This window comes from Archangium primigenium (assembly GCF_016904885.1).
Lineage (GTDB): Bacteria > Myxococcota > Myxococcia > Myxococcales > Myxococcaceae > Cystobacter > Cystobacter primigenius.
This window is the reverse complement of sequence record NZ_JADWYI010000001.1, coordinates 6,073,480-6,091,802: the sequence shown is the minus strand read 5'-3', so window position 1 is coordinate 6,091,802 and position 18,323 is coordinate 6,073,480. Positions and strand designations below refer to the sequence as shown.

Annotated in this window: 18 protein-coding genes; 15 read left to right on the top strand and 3 right to left on the bottom strand. The window is 70.2% G+C overall.

Annotated elements, in window-relative coordinates; translation table 11 throughout:
• The first annotated feature begins 15 nt into the window (after window positions 1-15).
• Complete coding sequence (locus tag I3V78_RS25010; RefSeq protein ID WP_204490956.1) at window positions 16-1,023, top strand: Ig-like domain-containing protein; 1,008 nt, start codon at window positions 16-18, stop codon at window positions 1,021-1,023.
• 16 nt (window positions 1,024-1,039) lie between these two features.
• Here the strand turns inward: I3V78_RS25010 and thiD are convergent, their stop codons facing one another.
• Window positions 1,040-1,840 carry a bifunctional hydroxymethylpyrimidine kinase/phosphomethylpyrimidine kinase gene (thiD, locus tag I3V78_RS25005; protein ID WP_338023740.1) on the bottom strand — a complete coding sequence of 267 codons (801 nt, stop codon included), beginning with the start codon at window positions 1,838-1,840 and terminating at the stop codon, window positions 1,040-1,042.
• A gap of 85 nt (window positions 1,841-1,925) precedes the next feature.
• On the opposite strand from thiD, the gene I3V78_RS25000 reads away from it, so the two are divergent.
• From I3V78_RS25000 to I3V78_RS24935, 14 genes are all read left to right on the top strand, one after another.
• Complete coding sequence (locus I3V78_RS25000) at window positions 1,926-3,224, top strand: CCA tRNA nucleotidyltransferase (RefSeq protein WP_239576579.1); 1,299 nt, start codon at window positions 1,926-1,928, stop codon at window positions 3,222-3,224.
• 58 nt (window positions 3,225-3,282) lie between these two features.
• Window positions 3,283-4,329: a tRNA 2-thiouridine(34) synthase MnmA gene (gene mnmA, locus I3V78_RS24995; protein WP_204490955.1), complete on the top strand. Its 1,047-nt coding sequence runs from the start codon at window positions 3,283-3,285 to the stop codon at window positions 4,327-4,329.
• 153 nt (window positions 4,330-4,482) lie between these two features.
• Window positions 4,483-5,367, top strand: coding sequence for an SPOR domain-containing protein (locus I3V78_RS24990; RefSeq protein ID WP_204490954.1), 885 nt, complete (start codon window positions 4,483-4,485; stop codon window positions 5,365-5,367).
• 12 nt (window positions 5,368-5,379) lie between these two features.
• Window positions 5,380-6,579, top strand: a complete 1,200-nt coding sequence (gene manA / locus I3V78_RS24985; protein WP_204490953.1) for a mannose-6-phosphate isomerase, class I — start codon at window positions 5,380-5,382, stop codon at window positions 6,577-6,579.
• A gap of 166 nt (window positions 6,580-6,745) precedes the next feature.
• Complete coding sequence (locus I3V78_RS24980) at window positions 6,746-6,937, top strand: ribbon-helix-helix domain-containing protein (RefSeq protein ID WP_204490952.1); 192 nt, start codon at window positions 6,746-6,748, stop codon at window positions 6,935-6,937.
• Window positions 6,938-6,966: 29 nt separating this feature from the next.
• Complete coding sequence (locus I3V78_RS24975) at window positions 6,967-7,926, top strand: UDP-glucuronic acid decarboxylase family protein (RefSeq protein ID WP_204490951.1); 960 nt, start codon at window positions 6,967-6,969, stop codon at window positions 7,924-7,926.
• Between the two features lie 71 nt (window positions 7,927-7,997).
• Window positions 7,998-8,924 (top strand): SDR family oxidoreductase, encoded by a 927-nt coding sequence (locus I3V78_RS24970; RefSeq protein WP_204490950.1) that lies wholly within the window; start codon window positions 7,998-8,000, stop codon window positions 8,922-8,924.
• Window positions 8,925-9,047: 123 nt separating this feature from the next.
• Entirely contained in the window at window positions 9,048-10,859 is a 1,812-nt protein-coding gene (gene lepA, locus I3V78_RS24965; RefSeq protein WP_204490949.1) for a translation elongation factor 4, read from the top strand.
• Between the two features lie 3 nt (window positions 10,860-10,862).
• Complete coding sequence (lepB, locus tag I3V78_RS24960; protein ID WP_204490948.1) at window positions 10,863-12,101, top strand: signal peptidase I; 1,239 nt, start codon at window positions 10,863-10,865, stop codon at window positions 12,099-12,101.
• 109 nt (window positions 12,102-12,210) lie between these two features.
• Window positions 12,211-13,104, top strand: coding sequence for an aspartate carbamoyltransferase catalytic subunit (locus I3V78_RS24955; RefSeq protein ID WP_204490947.1), 894 nt, complete (start codon window positions 12,211-12,213; stop codon window positions 13,102-13,104).
• On the top strand, window positions 13,101-14,405 hold the full coding sequence (locus I3V78_RS24950; protein WP_204490946.1) for a dihydroorotase: 1,305 nt from the start codon (window positions 13,101-13,103) through the stop codon (window positions 14,403-14,405). The genes I3V78_RS24955 and I3V78_RS24950 overlap by 4 nt, the downstream gene beginning before the upstream one ends.
• Window positions 14,405-15,523 carry a glutamine-hydrolyzing carbamoyl-phosphate synthase small subunit gene (gene carA, locus I3V78_RS24945; RefSeq protein WP_204490945.1) on the top strand — a complete coding sequence of 373 codons (1,119 nt, stop codon included), beginning with the start codon at window positions 14,405-14,407 and terminating at the stop codon, window positions 15,521-15,523. The genes I3V78_RS24950 and carA overlap by 1 nt, the downstream gene beginning before the upstream one ends.
• Window positions 15,524-15,537: 14 nt before the next feature.
• Complete coding sequence (locus I3V78_RS24940) at window positions 15,538-16,221, top strand: DUF7986 domain-containing protein (protein WP_204490944.1); 684 nt, start codon at window positions 15,538-15,540, stop codon at window positions 16,219-16,221.
• Window positions 16,222-16,409: 188 nt separating this feature from the next.
• Window positions 16,410-16,553 carry a hypothetical protein gene (locus I3V78_RS24935; protein ID WP_204490943.1) on the top strand — a complete coding sequence of 48 codons (144 nt, stop codon included), beginning with the start codon at window positions 16,410-16,412 and terminating at the stop codon, window positions 16,551-16,553.
• Window positions 16,554-16,575: 22 nt separating this feature from the next.
• On the opposite strand, the gene I3V78_RS24930 is transcribed toward I3V78_RS24935, so the two are convergent.
• The gene (locus I3V78_RS24930) at window positions 16,576-17,340 is read right to left on the bottom strand and encodes a hypothetical protein (RefSeq protein ID WP_239576577.1); all 765 of its coding nucleotides are present in this window, start codon (window positions 17,338-17,340) and stop codon (window positions 16,576-16,578) included.
• A 123-nt stretch (window positions 17,341-17,463) separates the two neighbouring features.
• Window positions 17,464-18,204 carry a hypothetical protein gene (locus tag I3V78_RS24925; protein WP_204490941.1) on the bottom strand — a complete coding sequence of 247 codons (741 nt, stop codon included), beginning with the start codon at window positions 18,202-18,204 and terminating at the stop codon, window positions 17,464-17,466.
• Window positions 18,205-18,323 lie beyond the last annotated feature (119 nt).

Below are 18,323 nucleotides of genomic sequence, written 5' to 3'. Positions count from 1 at the left end.
TGCGATAGTGGAGGCATGCGCACGCTTCGCTCGAGTCGATGGATGTCCGCGGGGTGGCTCCTGTGGGGCCTGGGATGTGGAGACACGCCGGACGCGCCCGCACCGGAAGGGGAGCCGAAGGCCAACCGTCCTCCCATCATCCGTCAGGTGACCGCGGAGCGGACGTCGATCGACGAGGGTGCGAGCCTCCGTCTGTCCGTGGACGCCGAGGATCTGGAGGGTGATCCGCTCACGTACGCCTGGGTCCAGAGCCCGGCGCCGCCGCTGGGCACTTTCGTGGCGGAGGGCTCGGGGTGGCGCTGGACGGCGCCGTTCCTCCCCCGTGACACGGACTTCGTGCTGCGGGTGACGGTCTCGGACGGCCAGGGGGGCAGTGTCCAGGACTCGGTGCCGGTCCGGGTGGTGAACGTGCCCGCGCTCAACCACCCGCCCGACGTGTACGCCGACATCTCGATGGATGCCCAGCGGACCGTCCCGGGAGACCTGGTGCGCCTCTTCATCGGGGCCTCGGACCAGGACGGGGATGCCCTGACCTATGCGTGGTCCACGGAGCCCGCGGGGCTCGGGGTCTTCACCAATCCCACCCGCGCCTCGGCCGAGTGGCGCGCCCCCGAGAGCGCCACGGCCACCGCCTACACCCTGCGGGTCTCCGTGTCGGATGGCGCGAGCAGCGTCGCCCGTACGGTGCGGGTGAACGTGGCCCTGCCGTCCTACGTCCAGGACATCCAGCCGCTCTGGGACGCCCGGTGCGCGGATTGCCACAACGCCCACGGGAGCGAGGGCTTGAACCTGGAGTCCGGTGCGTCCTACGCGTCGCTCGTCAACGTGACGGGCGTGGGCGGCTGCCGACCCATGGCCCGGGTGGCGCCCGGCAAGCCCGAGGAGTCCTTGCTGCTCTGGCGCATCATCTCCGTGGAGTGCGGCCCCCGGATGCCGCTGGGCGGCTCGGACCACTTCGACCGCAACCCCGGAGAGCTCAGCCGACTCCGCTCGTGGATCCGCGCGGGCGCGCCGAACAACTGAGCCCTTGAGCCGGGCCTCAGACCTCGGGCTTCACCGTGTGGGCGTGGTTGAGGGGCCCGTTGCCGCCGCCCAGGCCGGGCGCGCTCTGGATGGCGGCCCACACGTAGGCATGGGCGCGGGCGACCGCCTCGTGCAGCGCCAGCTTCTGGGCGATGCCCGTGGCGATGGCGGACGCGAGGGTGCACCCCGTGCCATGCGTGGAGGTCGTGTGCAGCCGCGCGCTGGAGAACTCCTGGCGCCCCTCGGGCGTCAGCAGCACGTCGCGGACCTCGTCGCCGGGAAGATGGCCGCCCTTGAGCAGCACCGCCCGGGCGCCCAGGGCGAGCAGCCGCTCGGCGGCGCGATCCTGCTCGGCGAAGGACGTCACCGGCAGGCCCGTGAGCACCTCCGCCTCCGAGGCGTTGGGGGTGATGAGCGTGGCCCGGGGCAGCAGCCGCTCGATGAGGGCCCGCTCGGCGCCGGCGTTGAGCAGTCGGGCGCCGCCCTTGGCCACCATGACGGGATCCACGATGAGCGGCACGTGCGGCGCGTGCTGGTCGAGCTCCTCGCGCACCGCGGCGATCACCTCGCCCTTGGAGAGCATGCCCGTCTTGACGGCGTCCGCGCCGATGTCCTTGAGCGACAGTTCGATCTGCAGCCGCACGAAGGACAGGGGAACGTCGTGGATGGCGTGCACGGTGTGCGTGTCCTGGGCGGTGAGGGCCGCGATGGCCGTGGCCGCGTAGCCCCGGAGCGCCGTCACCGCCTTGATGTCCGCCTGGATGCCCGCGCCGCCGCCCGAGTCCGACCCCGCGATGATCAACACACGCCCCTTCACGGCCTGTCCTCCTTCTTCGTCGTCATGCGCGCGATTGTGCCCGGATCCGCGAGCGCATCCAGTGCTTGCCCGTATGAATGAGGGCATGCCAGCGTCCCGGCGCGCGATGATTCCACCTCCCACCGCCTTGATCGAAGCGCCCGTTCCCGCCCCCATCCGGGAGGTCGTCGCCCGTCTGCGGGAGTTGAACCACGCCGTCTACCTGGTGGGCGGGTGCGTCCGGGACATCCTCCGGGGCGTGCCGCCCAAGGACTTCGACGTCGCCACGAGCGCCTTCCCCGAGGAGGTCCAGAAGGCCTTCCGCAAGGTCATCCCCACCGGGCTCCAGCACGGCACCGTGACCGTGCTCGCGGGGCAGGAGCACGTGGAGGTCACCACCTTCCGCAGCGAGGGGGACTACCACGACGGCCGCCGCCCCAACACCGTCACCTTCGAGCGCGACATCACCAAGGACCTGTCGCGCCGGGACTTCACCATCAACGCCATGGCGTGGGATCCCCTGGGCCTCCAGTTCGTCGACCCCTTCGGGGGCCGGCATGACCTGGACGCGCGCCTCATCCGCTGCGTGGGCTCGGCCCTGGCGCGCTTCTCCGAGGACGGACTGCGGCCCCTGCGCGCCGTGCGCTTCGCCGCGGTGCTCGGCTTCACGCTCGACGCGGAGACCCAGGCGGCCATTCCCCAGACGCTGCCCGTGTTCCGCAAGGTGTCCCTGGAGCGGGTGCGCGAGGAGTTCGTCAAGCTGCTGATGTCCCCGCGCGCGGAGATGGGACTGGAGCTGCTCGCCTCCACGGGGCTGCTCGAGGTGTTCCTGCCCGAGCTGGCCGGAGTCGACGCCGAGGCCGCCCGCCTGGCGCGCGCCACCGCCGCCGCCGCGCCCGCCGAGCTGGAGGTGCGTCTGGCCGCGCTGCTCGCGGACGTCGTGGACGGGGCGGGGGCCGAGGCCATCTGTGTGCGCCTCAAGTTCCCCACCAAGGTGGCCGAGCGGGTGCGACTGCTGGTCTCGCTCGCGGCGCTGGAGCAGCACCTGGAGTCCGAGCCGCCCGCCCTGCGCCGGTTGCTCGCCCGGGTGGGGCCCGCGCAACTGGAGGCGCTCCTGGAGGTTGCCCGGGCCCGGTTCGAGGTCCGGCTGGCGTCCCGGCGGGGGGACTTCGAGCGGCTCCAGGCGCGACTGCGGGACGTGGCCGCCGGCAAGCCGCCCCTATCTCCCAAGGAGCTGGCCCTCAACGGGGGCGCCATCATGGCCGCCCTGGGGGTGGGGCCCTCGCCGCTCGTGGGGCAGGCGACGCGCTTCCTCATGGAGTGGGTGCTCGACGAGCCCTCGCGCAACACGGCGGAATCACTCCGGGAAGCGCTGGAGGCCTGGAAGAAGACCCAGGGGGCCTGAACACCCGGGACCTCCGGGGGGGTCGCGCCGGGGCGGGCCGCCGTGTAGAGAGGACTGCATGCGAGTCGTCGTTGCCATGAGTGGAGGAGTGGACTCCTCGGCCGCCGCCGCCCTGCTCAAGGAGCAGGGCCATGAGGTCATCGGAATCACCCTCCGGGTCTGGTCCTACGAGGGCAAGGCCCAGTGCGGCAGTTGTTGCAGCCCGGATGACATCGACGACGCGCGCGCGGTGGCCCAGACGCTGGGGATTCCCTTCTACGTGGCCAACGCCGAGGAGATCTTCAAGGACCGGGTCATCAACCCCTTCGTCCAGTCGTACCTGGGCGGGCGCACGCCCATTCCGTGCGTGGCGTGCAACCGGGACGTGAAGTTCAACTTCCTGCTCAAGCGCGCGCGGGCGCTCGGGGCGCGGCTGGCCACGGGCCACTACGCCCGGGTGGAGCAGGAGGACGGCCGCTACGTCCTGCGCCGCGCCGTGGATGCCGCGAAGGATCAGAGCTACTTCCTCTTCACGCTGGGCCAGGCGGAGCTCGCCGACATCCTCTTCCCCGTGGGCGGCATGACGAAGGCCGAGGTGCGCGCCGTGGCCGAGCGTCACGGGCTGACCACCAGCCACAAGCCCGAGAGCATGGAGATCTGCTTCGTGCCGGACGGGGACTACGCCGGCTTCGTGGAGAAGGTGGCCGGGCCGCAGCCCGCGGGCGAGATCGTCGACGCGGAGGGCGCGGTGCTCGGCACCCACGCGGGCGTGCACCGCTTCACCGTGGGGCAGCGTCGGGGCCTCAACCTGGGAGGAGGGGAGGCGCGCTACGTGCAGCGCATCGAGCCCGAGTCCCGCCGGGTCGTGGTGGGCCCCGCCGAGCAGAACGCGCGTGACTCGTTCGGCCTGCTGCAGCCGCACTGGGTGGAGGGGCCGCCGCCGCCGGAGAAGTCCGTGATGGTGCGCATCCGGCACCGCCACCCCGGAGCCACGGGCCGCGTGGAGGTGTCTCCGCACGGGCTCGTGTCCATCCGCCTGGAGTCCCCGGCGCGCGCGGTGACGCCCGGACAGGCCGCCGTGGTCTACGAAGGCGACCGGCTCCTCGGCGGCGGGTGGATCGTCTGAGCAGGCGGGCGAGCGTCGTGAGGCCTCGCCCCCTGCCGCACTGAATTTGACCGGTCAAGAGGGGGGGCGTACCTTCCGCCGCACCTCGACGCTACAGGCCGCGACACTCGTGTGGCCGGGCCGGGGATCCGTCCACTCAAGGGATCCATTGCAATGCGCGACGCCCACCGGATGAAGGAGAAGTTCGATGTCTCGCTGGATAACCGGCAGGTCGTCAGCCTGCTGATCGCGGGCATCATCGTCATGGGGGCCGTGTTCGTGCTCGGCGTCGTAGTGGGCAAGAAGCTCGCGGGCGACGCCCAGGCCACCACGCCGCCGGACCTGCTCTCCTCGCTGGACGCCAACGCCCAGGCCCTGCAGCAGGCCCGGGAGACCCAGGCCGCGCTGACCTTCCAGGACGAGCTCACCCGCAAGGGCGCCGCGCCCGAGCCCTCCAAGCCGCGCACCGTCACGGTGGCCATCCCGCCCCCGGCGCCGCCGCCCCAGCCCAAGCCGGCCGAGGCTCCCGCCGCCGCGCCCACCGAGGCCGCGCCGCCGGCCGCCAGCCCCACGGACGACGACTACGCGCCCGTCGCCGAGGCGAAGCCCGACGCCAAGCCCGCCGCGAAGCCAGAGAACAAGCCGGACACGAAGCCCGCGGCCAAGCCCACGGATCTGCCGCGCCTGGCGGAGAGCAAGCCCGCGCCGCTTCCCGGCAAGGTGGCGTCCGAGCCCGTGCCCACGCGCACCACGGCCCCCGGTACGGGTACGCAGGAGGCGATCGCCCGGGCCACCCAGACGCCCACGGGCGCCGTGGCCGGTGGCGCCTTCACCCTGCAGCTGTCCGCGTTCCAGAACCGTCCCGAGGCCGAGCGCTTCGCCTCCAAGCTGCGCGACCGGGGTTATGCGCCCTTCATCGTGCCCGCCGAGGTGCCCAACAAGGGCACCTGGTACCGGGTGCGCATGGGCAGCTTCCCCTCCAAGGACGCCGCCTCGCGCTACCTCGCGGACTTCAAGCGGGAGACGCAGCTGCAGGCCTTCGTGGCCGGTGTGAACTAGGCGCTCGCGGTCATGCACCTGCTCGACAACGTCATCCAGCCCTACGCCTGGGGCTCGCGCACGGCCCTGGCCGAGCTGCTCGGCCAGCCCTCGCCCTCGGCCACCGCGCAGGCGGAGCTGTGGATGGGTGCCCACCCCGGCGCGCCGTCGCGGGTGCACCGGGACGGGCAGGGGAGCACGTTGCTCGAGCTCATCCGCGCCGCGCCGGAGCGCGAGCTGGGTGAGCGCGTGGCCCGCCGGTTCAGCGGCGAGCTGCCCTTCCTGTTCAAGGTGCTCGCCGCCGACACGCCCCTGTCCCTGCAGACGCACCCGAGCCTGGCGCAGGCGCGCGAGGGCTTCGCGCGGGAGAACGGCCTGGGCCTGGCCCCGGGCGCGCCCCACCGCAACTACAAGGACGCGAACCACAAGCCCGAGCTCACCTGCGCCCTGACGCCCTTCGACGCCCTGTGCGGCTTCCGGCGCGCGGACGAGACGCTCGCGCTGTTCGACGGCCTGGGCCTCGCCTCGCTCGAGCCGCTGCTCGCGCCCCTCCGGGCCTCCGTGGACGCCCAGGGCGTGGCGCGCATGTTCGAGCGGTTGATGACCGGCCCCCGCGAGTCGCTCGCCGTCCAGGTCGCCGAGGTGGTGGCGGCCTGCGCCGAGCGGGCGGAGCACGCGGGCCCGTTCCGCGAGGAGCTGCGCCAGGCGGTCCGGCTCGGCGCGCTCTACCCGGGGGATCCGGGCGTGGTGGGCGCGCTGATGCTCAACCTCGTGCGGCTGCGGCCCGGCGAGGCCATCTACCTGCCCGCGGGCAACCTCCACGCCTACCTGGGTGGGGTGGCGGTGGAGCTGATGGCCAACTCGGACAACGTGCTCCGGGGCGGCTGCACGCCCAAGCACGTGGACGTGCCGGAGCTCCTGCGGGTGCTGGACTTCCAGTGCGGCCCGGTGCGCACGCTCGTGGCCGAGCCCGGCGCGGACGCCGAGTCCGTGTACCCGACGCCCGCCGAGGAGTTCCGCCTCTCGCGCTTCGAGCTGCGGCCGGGGCTCGACGTGCGGCCCGTGCGCCGGGGTCCGGAGATCCTCCTGTGCGCGGCGGGCGCGGCGCGGCTCACGCTCGCGGACCAGACGCTCGCGCTGCCCCGGGGCGCCTCGGTGTTCGTCAGCGCGGCGGACGGCGCCTATGCCCTCGAGGGCGAGGGCCTCGTGTTCCGCGCCACCTCGGGTCTCTAGTCGAGTCGGGGCCGCAACCACACAGACCCACCTGGAGTCAAGCCCTCCACCCCCCGCGGGGTGTCGAGGGCTTCATTTTTGGGTCCAACGGGCCGCCGGGAGGCGGACAGGACGCCAAATCAGGGCTTCATGGGCCATGTCACTCCATATATTTTCACGTATCGCCATGGCCCGAAAGAAGATCAGTACGACCATCTACATCACGCCCGAGCAGAACGAGATGCTCAAGGCGCTGAACACGAAGACGAAGGTTCCCGTGGCCGAGTACATCCGGCAGGGGATCGATCTCGTTCTGGAGAAGTACAAGGCGCAACTGCCGGGCCAGGCTTCCTTCGACGAACTGGGGTCGGGTCAATGAGCGGCGCGCAGACGGGTGGTGTGCGGAGCATGAAGGGCCAGCGGGTGGTGGTGCTGGGGGGCGCGGGCTTCCTCGGCTCGCACCTGTGTGAGCGGCTGCTGGAGGACGGCGCCGCGCGCGTGGTGTCGGTGGACAACTACATCACCGGGGTGGAGTCCAACGTGGCGCACCTGGTGGGCCGCGCGGGCTTCGAGGCCCTGCGCCAGGACATCACCGAGGGGCTGTCGGTGGAGGGGCCGGTCGACTACGTCTTCAACATGGCCTCGCCGGCCTCGCCCATCGACTACGCGAACCTGCCGCTCGAGACGATGCGCGTGGGCTCGGTGGGCACGGAGAACGGGTTGAAGCTCGCCGAGGCCAAGGGCGCGGTGTTCCTCATGGCCTCCACGTCGGAGATCTACGGGGATCCGCTCGTGCACCCCCAGCGCGAGGAGTACTGGGGCAACGTGAACTCCATCGGGCCGCGCGCCTGCTACGACGAGGCCAAGCGCTACGCGGAGGCGCTCACCATGGTGTACGCGCGCTCGCGCGGCGTGAAGACGCGCATCGTGCGCATCTTCAACACCTATGGCCCCCGGATGCGCCTGAACGACGGGCGCGTGGTGCCGGCCTTCGTGGGCCAGGCGCTGCGCGGCGAGGACTTCACCGTCTTCGGGGACGGCACCCAGACGCGCTCCTTCTGTTACGTGCGTGACCTGGTGGACGGGCTGGTGCGGCTGGCGCTCTCGGACGAGACCGAGCCGGTGAACATCGGCAACCCCCGGGAGATGACCATGCTCCAGTTCGCCGAGGCGGTGCGCGCCGCGGCGGGCGGGGGAGGGCGCATCCTGCACAAGCCCCTGCCCAAGGACGACCCCAAGCAGCGTCAGCCGGACATCACCCGGGCCCGGCAGCGGCTCGGCTGGGAGCCCCGGGTGTCGCTGGAAGAGGGTTTACGGGAAACCATCTCGTGGTTCAGGAAGGTTGCGGCGCCGAAAACGGGCTCCTAACTTCGCCGCACGTTTCACGACCTTCCTCAATCTGATGGGCCACCCGCCACGGGTGGCACGGGAGCCTTGCCTTGAAAGTCCTGGTGACGGGTGGTGCGGGTTTCATCGGCTCGCACGTGTGTGATGCGTTCGTTCGGTCGGGCCACGAGGTCATCGCGCTGGACAACCTGTCGAGCGGGAAGAAGGAGAACCTGGACCCGCGCGTGCGCCTGGAGGTGGCGGACATCCGCTCGCCCGAGGCCGCGGCGCTGGTGCGCGCCGAGCGCCCGCAGGTGCTCTTGCACCTGGCGGCCCAGATGGACGTGCGCCGCAGCGTGGAGGATCCGCGCTTCGACGCCGACGCCAACATCCTCGGCTTCCTCAACCTCCTGGAGGCCGGGCGCGCCTCGGGGGTGCAGAAGGTGGTGTTCAGCTCCACCGGCGGGGCCATCTACGGCGAGCAGGACGTCTTCCCGGCGCCCGAGTCCCACGCCACGCGGCCCATCTCGCCCTACGGCGTCTCCAAGGCGTCCGGCGAGTTGTACCTCAACTATTACAAGGCCCAGTACGGGCTGAAGTACGTCGCGCTGCGCTACGCCAACGTGTACGGCCCCCGGCAGAACCCGCACGGGGAGGCCGGCGTGGTGTCCATCTTCAGCACGCGCCTGCTGGCCGGCCAGGACTGCACCATCTACGGCGAGGGCAAGCAGACGCGCGACTTCGTCTACGTGGAGGACGTGGCGCGCGCCAACCTGCTCGCCGCGGAGAAGGACTACTCGGGGCCCATCAACATCGGCACCGGCGTGGAGACGGACATCAACCGGCTCTTCTCCCTGCTGGCCCAGTCCGCCGGGGTGAGCAAGCCGCCGGGCCACGCCCCGGGCCGCCCCGGCGAGCAGATGCGCTCGTGCATCGACAACCGGCTCGCCCGGGAGGTGCTCGGCTGGCAGCCCACGGTGGACCTCGCCGAGGGCACCCGGCGCACCGTGGCCTTCTTCCGCGAGAAGGCCGCCCACTAGCCGTCCCGGGAGCGGACGGGGGCCGGGCGGCGGCCCGGCCGCATGCCCTACATGCCCGGCATGGATTTCAGGGGGGTTCGGTGTTAGTCAAGCCGGCTTCGACGTCGCCCGAGACCCCTGATCATGCCGGCTGAAAACGCTCACATCCGCAACTTCTCGATCATCGCGCACATCGACCATGGCAAGTCCACGCTGGCCGACCGCCTGCTGGACGCCACCGGGACGGTGACCAAGCGCGAGGCGCAGGACCAGTTCCTGGACAACATGGAGCTGGAGCGCGAACGCGGCATCACCATCAAGGCCCAGTCGGTGCGGATGAACTACACCGCCAACGACGGGCAGAAGTACGTCTTCAACCTCATCGACACGCCGGGGCACGTGGACTTCGCCTACGAGGTGAGCCGCTCGCTCGCCGCGTGCGAGGGCGCGCTGCTCGTGGTGGACGCCTCCCAGGGCGTCGAGGCCCAGACGCTCGCCAACGTCTACATGGCGCTGGATCACGACCTCGCCATCATCCCGGTCATCAACAAGATCGACCTGCCGAGCGCCGACGTGGAGCGCACGCGCACGGAGATCGAGGACGTCATCGGCATCGACGGCTCGGACGCGGTGCCGGCCTCCGCCAAGGAGGGCATCGGCATCCGGGACATCCTCGAGTCGGTGGTGCGCATGGTGCCGCCGCCCTCGGGCGAGCCCCAGGCCCCGCTCAAGGCGCTCATCTTCGACAGCTGGTACGACAACTACCGCGGCGTGGTGACGCTGGTGCGCGTGCTCGAGGGCACGCTCAAGCTCAAGCAGAAGATCAAGCTGTGGAGCAACAACAAGGTCTTCGAGGTGCAGGAGCTGGGCGTGTTCAACCCCTTCTCCCGCCCCGTGACCCAGCTCATCGCGGGCGAGGTGGGCGTGCTCGTGGCCAACGTGAAGGAGCTGCAGGACGCCAAGGTGGGTGACACCATCACCGAGGAGCTGCGCCCCACGGACGCGCCCTTCCCGGGCTTCAAGGAAGTCAAGCCCATGGTGTTCTCGGGCATCTTCCCCGTGGACTCCGCGGAGTACGAGGGCCTGCGCGACGCGCTGGGCAAGCTCAAGCTCAACGACGCGGCCTTCACCTACGAGCCCGAGAGCTCCACGGCGCTCGGCTTCGGCTTCCGCTGCGGCTACCTGGGCCTGCTGCACATGGAGATCGTCCAGGAGCGCCTGGAGCGCGAGTACAACCTGTCGCTCATCACCACGGCGCCCTCGGTGGTCTACCGCATCACCGACTCGCAGGGCGGGGTGCTGCTGGTGGACAACCCGGCCAAGCTGCCGCCGGTGCAGCGGATCTCCAAGTTCGAGGAGCCCATCCTCACCTGCAACATCCACGTGCCCAACGACTACCTGGGCGCGGTGCTCAAGCTGTGCCAGGAGCGGCGCGGCGTGCAGAAGGACATGAAATACCTGGGCACCAGCGGCGTACGGGTCCAGGTGACCTACGAGATGCCGCTGGCCGAGGTGGTGTTCGACTTCTTCGACAAGCTCAAGAGCGTGTCGCGCGGCTACGCGAGCCTGGACTACGAGCTGGCCGACTACGTCGAGGCGGACCTCGTGCGCCTGGACATCCTCATCAACGGCGATCCGGTGGACGCGCTCAGCGTCATCGTCCACAAGGACCGGGCCTACCAGCGCGGCCGCGAGGTGTGCCAGAAGCTCAAGGAAGTCATCCCCAAGCAGATGTACGAGGTGGCCATCCAGGGCGCCATCGGCGCGAAGATCATCTCGCGCGAGACCATCTCCGCCATCCGCAAGAACGTGCTCGCCAAGTGCTACGGCGGTGACATCAGCCGCAAGCGCAAGCTCCTGGAGAAGCAGAAGGAGGGCAAGAAGCGCATGAAGCAGGTGGGCTCGGTGGAGATCCCCCAGGAGGCGTTCCTCGCGGTCCTCAAGACGGAGGAATAGCGCATGACCGTCTCCGCCAACCCGCCCGCGACGTCCGAGTCCGCGCCCGCCGTTCAGCGCTCGCCCGAGCACGAGCGGGCCCTGCGCGCGCTGCTGTGGCGCGACCGGCTCACCAGCCTGTGGATGCCGCTCATCGTGCTGCTGGTGGCCTATGTGCCCTACCTGCCGCTCATCGAGTTCGTGCCCGACTCGGCCTCCTGGGCCCAGCCCTTCATGCAGGGTCTGGCGCTGGTGTTGCTCGTGGCCTTCGGCGGCATCCTCGCCTGGCGGTTGGCGGTCCCCCGCGAGCGGGTGTTGCGCGCGCTGCGCCACGACGCGCGCGAGCTGATGGAGGAGATGGAGCGCATCCACAAGCGGCTGCCGGGGAAGATCGCCCCCGAGGCCACCGCGCGCCTGGACGAGCAGCAGCTGCGGCTGGAGGAGGCCTTCCTCTCCGCGGACGCGGCGCGCATCGAGAAGGAGACCAAGACGTACGACGCGGTGGCCACCCAGACGCTGGGCGTCTTTCGCAAGCAGACGGCGTGGGATCTGTTCTCCGGCTTCGGCAAGGCGCTCGCGGTGGCCTTCGTGGTGCGCATCTTCATCATCGAGCCGTACAAGATTCCCTCCGGCTCCATGTTCCCCACGCTGGAGATCGGGGATCAGGTCTTCATCAACAAGTTCATCTACGGCGTGCGCCTGCCGCTGACCAACACCGTGCCCTTCCAGATCGTCCGGGCCCCGGCGCGTGGGGACGTCATCGTCTTCAACAACCCGATGCAGACGGACCTGGACTTCATCAAGCGCGTGGTGGGCGTGCCCGGCGACAAGGTGGAGCTCATCGACGGCGTGGTCCACATCAACGGCGATGCGCAGGAGCGCACGCTCGTGAAGGACGACCTGGTCGTCTTCAACAAGCACGACAGCATCGGTTGGTTCCCCGAGCACCGGCGGCTCTACGAGGAGAACCTGTCGGGCCACAAGCACGCGGTGCTCCAGGACGCGCCCACGGCGCGCTCCGAGCACGAGGGGCCCTACGTGGTGCCCCCGGGCCATGTCTTCGTCATGGGTGACAACCGCGAGAACAGCTCCGACAGCCGCTATGGCCTGGGCACCGGCGGCGGCGTGGCGTTCGTGCCCTACGGCTTCATCAAGGGCAAGGCCATGGTCATCTGGTTGTCGCTCGGCTACGGCGGCTGGTTCAGCGGACTGTTCGACGGAACCGGGCTGCGCACGGACCGACTCTTCCTGCCGGTGCGGTGAATCCCGCCCCCGGTGCTTGCTCGGTGCTTGACGCCCCGCGCATGCCGCTGGTAGGCGGGGGCCTCATGCGTCATCCCCGTGGGACGGCCCGCTTTCACCCGAGGGCCGGATGAAACACCTGTTGGGAATCGAAGGCCTCACGCGCGCCGACATCGAGTCCGTGCTCCGCCGTGCCGAGGCCCACCTGCACGGTGCCCCCGACGCCTCGCACGTGCTGCGGGGCAAGGTGGTGGCCAACCTCTTCTTCGAGGACTCCACGCGCACCCGCACCTCCTTCGAGATGGCCGCCCACGCCCTGGGCGCCGAGGTGCTCAACTGGACGACGGCGGGCTCCTCCGTCTCCAAGGGCGAGACGCTGCTGGACACCGTTCGCAACATCGAGGCCACTGGCCCCGTGGCGCTCGTCATCCGCCACCGCTCCTCGGGCGCGCCCCACCTGGCGGCCCGGCACGTGCGCTGCGCCGTCATCAACGCCGGGGACGGCACCCACGAGCACCCCTCGCAGGCCCTGCTGGACGCCTTCACCCTTCAGCGGCGCTGGGGGGAGGTGGAGGGCCGCACGGTGCTCATCATCGGCGACATCCTCCACAGCCGCGTGGCGCGCTCCAACCTGCACTGCCTGAAGGCGCTCGGCGCGCGGGTGGTGCTCTGCGCTCCCCCCACGCTCCTGCCCGCGGGCATCGAAGCCCTGGGCGCCGAGGTGACGTGGCGCCTGGATGACGTGCTGCCCCAGGCGGACGCCGTCATGTGCCTGCGCGTGCAGTCCGAGCGCCAGGGCGAGAGCTTCTTTCCCTCGGCGCGCGAGTTCTCGCGCCTGTTCGGCCTCAACGCCGCCCGCGCCGAGCGCCTCAAGCCCGGGGCGCTCGTCCTGCACCCCGGCCCCATGAACCGCGGGGTGGAGATCGCCCCCGCCGTGGCCGACGGCCCCCACAGCGTCATCCTGGATCAGGTGGCGCACGGGGTGGCCATCCGCCGCGCCATCCTCGAGGAGGTGTGCCAGTGAGCCCTGGGAGCACGCTGCTGCGCCGCGGACGGGTGATCGATCCGCGCAATGGGGTGGATGGCGTGCGCGACGTGCTCGTGCGCGACGGCCAGGTGGTGCGGGTGTCCGAGGCGCCCCTGGACGTGCCGGACGCCCACGGGGTGGAGGCCGAGGGCAAGTGGGTGCTGCCGGGCTTCATCGACCTGCACGTGCACCTGCGCGAGCCGGGCGAGGAAGGCAAGGAGACCATCCTCACCGGGTGCCGCTCGGCGGTGGCCGGCGGCTTCACGGCCGTGGTGGCCATGCCCAACACCAAGCCCGTCAACGACAGCGTGCTCGTCACCGAGTACGTGAAGGCTAAGGCGCGCGAGGCGGACCTGTGCCGGGTGTACGTGGCGGGCGCCATCACCAAGGGCCTGCAGGGCGAGGAGATGGCGGAGATGGGCGCGCTCGTGGCCGCCGGCTGCGTGTGCATCACCGATGACGGCCGCCCCGTGATGAACGCGGGCCTCATGCGCCGCGCGCTCCAGTACGCCACCCAGTTCGACCTGCCCGTCATGGTCCACGAGGAGGACCTGACGCTCTCCGGCAAGGGCGTCATGCACGAGGGCCGCACCTCCACGCGCCTGGGGCTCATCGGGATTCCCCCCTCGGCCGAGGTGGCCATGGTGGCGCGCGACCTCGTCCTCCTGGAGGAGACGCGGGGAAGGCTGCACGTGGCCCACGTGTCGTGCGAGGGCAGCGTGCGCCTCCTGCGCGAGGCCAAACGCCGGGGCCTGCGCGTGACGGCCGAGGCGACGCCGCACCACTTCACCCTCGAGGACGAGGCGGTGGGCGACTACGACACCCACGCGCGCATGAATCCGCCCCTGCGCACCCGCCGGGACGTGGAGGCCGTGCGCGAGGCGCTCGCCGACGGGACGATCGACGCCATCGCCACCGACCACGCCCCCCACGGCGTGCTGGAGAAGCAGGTGGAGTTCGACAAGGCGTGGAATGGCGTGGTGGGACTGGAGACCGCCCTGGGGCTCACCCTGGGCGCGGTGCGCGAGGGGGCGCTGAGCCTCTCCCGGGCCGTGGCCCTGCTCACGGACGGGCCCGCGCGGGCATTCGGGCTGCCAGGCGGTCACCTGGCTCCCGGGGCTCCAGCGGACATCACGGTGGTGGAGCCGGACGTGGAGTGGACGGTGGATGCGACGCGGTTCTTCTCGCGCAGCCGCAACACCCCCTTCCATGGCCGGCGTCTGACGGGCCGGGTCACCCAGACATGGGTCGGCGGTCGGCTCGTCTTCGAGAACGGGCAGATGAAGGAGTCCAGGTGATGAATCGGGCCGTGCTGGCGCTGGCGGATGGCACCACCTTCGAGGGTCGCGCCCTGGGCGCGTCCGGCGAGACGGTGGGTGAGGTGGTCTTCAACACGTCGATGACCGGCTACCAGGAGATCCTCACGGATCCCTCCTACGTCGGGCAGATCGTCACCATGGCGTACCCGGAGATGGGCAACGTGGGCGCCAACCCCGGGGACGAGGAGTCCGACAAGCCCCACGCGGTGGGCATGGTGGTGCGCAACGCCTCGGCGCAGCAGTCCAACTGGCGCGCCCAGGAGACGCTCGACGCCTACCTCAAGCGCCACGGCATCACCGGCATCGAGGGCCTGGACACGCGCCGGCTCGTGCGCCACCTGCGCACCCACGGCGCCCAGATGGGCGTCATCTCCTCCGAGGCCCACTCGGCCGCCGCCCTGGTGGAGCGCGCCCGGACGGCCCGGGGCATGGAGGGCCTGGACCTGGCCACGGGCGTGTCCACGCAGAAGCCCTACCTCTTCACCACCCCGTCGCCGGACCTGCTCGGCGGCACCGTGCGCGAGGCGCCCGCCCACCGCTTCGACGTGGTGGCCTACGACTACGGCCTCAAGCGCTCCATGCTCCACTTCCTCGTGGACGTGGGCTGCCGGGTGAAGGTGGTCCCCGCCGGCACCACCGCCGAGCAGGTGCTCGCCGACAAGCCCCACGGCGTCTTCCTCGCCAACGGCCCGGGGGATCCGGCGGCCGTGGTGGGCGCGGACAAGGTGGTGGCGGGCCTGCTCGGCAAGGTGCCCGTGTTCGGCATCTGCCTGGGCCACCAGATCCTCGCGCTCGCCCTGGGCGGCCGCACCTACAAGATGAAGTTCGGGCACCGGGGCGCCAACCAGCCGGTGAAGGATCTGCTCACCGGCAAGGTGGAGATCACCTCCCAGAACCACGGCTTCGCCGTGGACGACGCCAGCGTCAAGGGCAAGGCGGTGGTGAGCCACATCAACCTCAACGACGGCACCGTCGAGGGCCTGCACGTGCCCGACGCCCGGGCCTTCAGCGTCCAGTACCACCCGGAGGCCTCCCCGGGCCCCCACGACGCGCGCTACCTCTTCACCCGCTTCGCGAAGCTGATGGCCGGAGAGTAGGATCGGCCCGCCCCATGGACTCTCCTCTTTCGCCACTGTCGTACCAGCCCTACCTGGATCAGCTCATCGCCTTCGGGAGTCAGGAGGCGCGCAAGCCCGACCTGCTCGCCGCCAAGGCCGAGTACCTGCGCCTGACGGGCGAGGTGTTCGAGGACGACCAGCTCTTCGAGCTGCGCATGGCGTCCTTCCTGGACTACTACCTGTATGACCGGGTGTCGCCCACCTCGGGCCTGACGCCCGCGGCGGAGTTCTACCAGCAGCGCCTCCAGGGATCCTCGTCCGAGGAGGCGGGAGCCTTTCGCTGCTTCACGGAGACCGTGCACGGGCTGTTCGAGGTGCGCAAGCTGGGCAAGGGCCTGGTGCGCCTGCGCGAGCTGTACTCGGGCAAGGACTTCGACGTCACCGAGCGGCGGCACATGGTGGGCCTGGAGACGGGCGACGTGCTCGAGGCCCGGCTCATCCCCTTCGCCGGGCACCTGCTCTTCTCCTCCGCGTTCTGCTTCCACCCCCGCGTGGCCGTGAAGGCCATCAAGGCGGAGGTGAAGCGGCGCAAGAAGAAGGAGCCCCAGCGCACCCCCGGGGAGATGGTGTGGGAGTGCGCCCGCCGCGCCGTGAAGGTCGAGCGCTACAAGCAGATCGCCATCGAGCGCATCTACGATTTCTCACAGACGACCCCCTGGCTCGCCTCGGCGAGCTAGCGCGTCCGTGAGTCTCGGAGGGAGGATGACCCCACCATGGGCGCGTCCTCCTCCCGCCGTCGCCTCCTGATTCCCCTGCTGCGCTCGGCGCTGGTGCACCTGGCGCTGGGCTTCTGGCTGTGGCGGGACGTCTCGGACCCGCCCGTGCCCGCCCGGGTGCGCGCGGTGTCCGAGCCCCTCTGGGTGGAGTGGGCCGTCCGGGACGCGCCCGCGGCCCCGCCCAGGCGCTCGAGACGCTCCAGGCCCTGGAGAGCCGGGGGGCGCTGCTCACCGTGAAGCTACTGGATCCCCCCACGTTCGACTACCGGGCGAAGCTGATCGGCGTGTACTGAGCCCTCGGGCGGCGCGGCACGCTCAATGCCTCTCCAATGCCCTGTCCCAGTCGTACAACAGTCCATTCACGGCATACACATCGGCACTGGAGGCGTCCTCCCAATCTTTCGGACCGAGCGAGGCGAGGCTTTCGCGCAAGAATCCCGGATCGACGAGGACCTCGGGATGCTTGAGGTCGGTGTTCGTCCGCACCACGAAAGGAATCACACGAAGGATCGCTTGTAGACAGTCCTCGCGAGTGGCGTGCGCCATGCGCTCCACCGTGAGCTTCAGGTGCTCACGCACCGAGGCAGGGCCCCCAGGGCACCAGGCCTCCATCGTCTCGCGGTAGATGCGCGCCATGAGGCTATCGAGCGTATGGAGGGTGTCGTCCGCACTGTACGCGTAACGTGGGCCCTGGAGCACGTCCCAGAAGCGCATCAATGCGGTGAACCGTCGGGCCATGCGCTCCGCGCTTCGCGGCGAGGTCGGATTCACGGCTTGGTGGAGTGCTCCCCAGGGCGTGTCCAGGCAGAAGGATTCGAACACTGCCTCCAGGCGCTCGTCTTGTTCTTGGGGGACACCTTGGATCAAGCCCCACAGGGTGTCGGCGAAGATCTGGATTCGCCATCGTGCACGGGGAATGACGTCGAAGAGGGATCCCGACGTCAATTCCATGATCTCACCAGGCGCGACCTGACGCATCCTCGGTTGGGTGAAGGCACCGGTTTCACGGTACTCCCGAGCCCACCGTTGGCTCTGTGCCTCCACCTCGTGGATGACATCCTCGGTGAAGCCATGGAGCATGGCTGGAAACTCCAGGCCCTGGGACTGTGGCATGGTCATTTTTCGAGCCCTACCATAGCGGTCAGATGTGACTCAAGCACCCACTCGGGGCTTCGCTTCCCGCGACAGACGCACCCCTCGCGTTCACTGGCAGTCCACGGGCAGATAGACATGGCCTGGGAACTCGCCAGGAATGCCGCCTCCGTCGAAGGCATCTCGGAGCAACTGCTCGACCATTTGCCCGCGCCGCTCCACTTCATCGAAGGGCAACTCCAACTGCGCCTGGGCCGCGCGCTCCTTCCATGTCGCCTCGGGTTTCTTTCGCCGGTAGCTCCAGCGGTAGAGCGTCACACCGGGCTCGGGGGTGCGCCAGGACAACTGCCAGAGGGCGCCCCCTTCCTCGAAGTCGAGGAAGAGCGAGCCGTCGAAGGCCGTGCCTCCCACGAATGGTTTGTGCGGGTCGGCGACGGCGTTGAGCGCCGCCAAGTAGCGCCCCGCCTGGAGCCGGGCTTCTTCTCGACCCACTCCATTGTCCGGCTTGATTTCGAAGAGGACCCGCGCACTCGTATCGGTGATGTCCGGGCGCAAGCGCCCGACGAACTCCGGAACACGCCTGGGATCTCCCAACTTTCCCTCCGTCACGATAGTGGTGAGGGGAACGGGGTCGAGAAAGACGATGCTCTTCGGGTGTTGTGCCCGGTATTGCCTGCCGATGGCGAGGTGCGCGGCCCGGCCAAGAAAGACGCCCCAGGGCTCCTTCGAGTCGGGTTTGCGGCCTGGAAGTGTGGACGAGGGCGGTCCCGCCTGGGCGAAGAAGGCCACCCCGAGGACCAGGAGAAGGGTCACACTTCGCCAAGACGTTTGCCTCCATTGCGTCATGTTCATCTTTCGTATCCAGTTGGGGCCTCGCGCACGGCATTCACGAAGGCCGCCGGAGCCGTGGACTCCACGTGGAAGGCCATGGTGGCCCCCGTCGCGTCCCGGAACGCCCTCACGTGTCTCTC

What these genes read in the sequence shown, in the direction of transcription:
- I3V78_RS25010 (WP_204490956.1), top strand. Translation starts at nt 16, where the DNA reads ATGCGCACGCTTCGCTCGAGTCGATGGATGTCCGCGGGGTGGCTCCTG.
- I3V78_RS25000 (WP_239576579.1), top strand. Translation starts at nt 1,926, where the DNA reads ATGCCAGCGTCCCGGCGCGCGATGATTCCACCTCCCACCGCCTTGATC.
- mnmA (WP_204490955.1), top strand. Translation starts at nt 3,283, where the DNA reads ATGCGAGTCGTCGTTGCCATGAGTGGAGGAGTGGACTCCTCGGCCGCC.
- I3V78_RS24990 (WP_204490954.1), top strand. Translation starts at nt 4,483, where the DNA reads ATGCGCGACGCCCACCGGATGAAGGAGAAGTTCGATGTCTCGCTGGAT.
- manA (WP_204490953.1), top strand. Translation starts at nt 5,380, where the DNA reads ATGCACCTGCTCGACAACGTCATCCAGCCCTACGCCTGGGGCTCGCGC.
- I3V78_RS24980 (WP_204490952.1), top strand. Translation starts at nt 6,746, where the DNA reads ATGGCCCGAAAGAAGATCAGTACGACCATCTACATCACGCCCGAGCAG.
- I3V78_RS24975 (WP_204490951.1), top strand. Translation starts at nt 6,967, where the DNA reads ATGAAGGGCCAGCGGGTGGTGGTGCTGGGGGGCGCGGGCTTCCTCGGC.
- lepA (WP_204490949.1), top strand. Translation starts at nt 9,048, where the DNA reads ATGCCGGCTGAAAACGCTCACATCCGCAACTTCTCGATCATCGCGCAC.
- lepB (WP_204490948.1), top strand. Translation starts at nt 10,863, where the DNA reads ATGACCGTCTCCGCCAACCCGCCCGCGACGTCCGAGTCCGCGCCCGCC.
- I3V78_RS24955 (WP_204490947.1), top strand. Translation starts at nt 12,211, where the DNA reads ATGAAACACCTGTTGGGAATCGAAGGCCTCACGCGCGCCGACATCGAG.
- carA (WP_204490945.1), top strand. Translation starts at nt 14,405, where the DNA reads ATGAATCGGGCCGTGCTGGCGCTGGCGGATGGCACCACCTTCGAGGGT.
- I3V78_RS24940 (WP_204490944.1), top strand. Translation starts at nt 15,538, where the DNA reads ATGGACTCTCCTCTTTCGCCACTGTCGTACCAGCCCTACCTGGATCAG.
- I3V78_RS24930 (WP_239576577.1), bottom strand. Translation starts at nt 17,340, where the DNA reads ATGCTCCATGGCTTCACCGAGGATGTCATCCACGAGGTGGAGGCACAG.
- I3V78_RS24925 (WP_204490941.1), bottom strand. Translation starts at nt 18,204, where the DNA reads ATGAACATGACGCAATGGAGGCAAACGTCTTGGCGAAGTGTGACCCTT.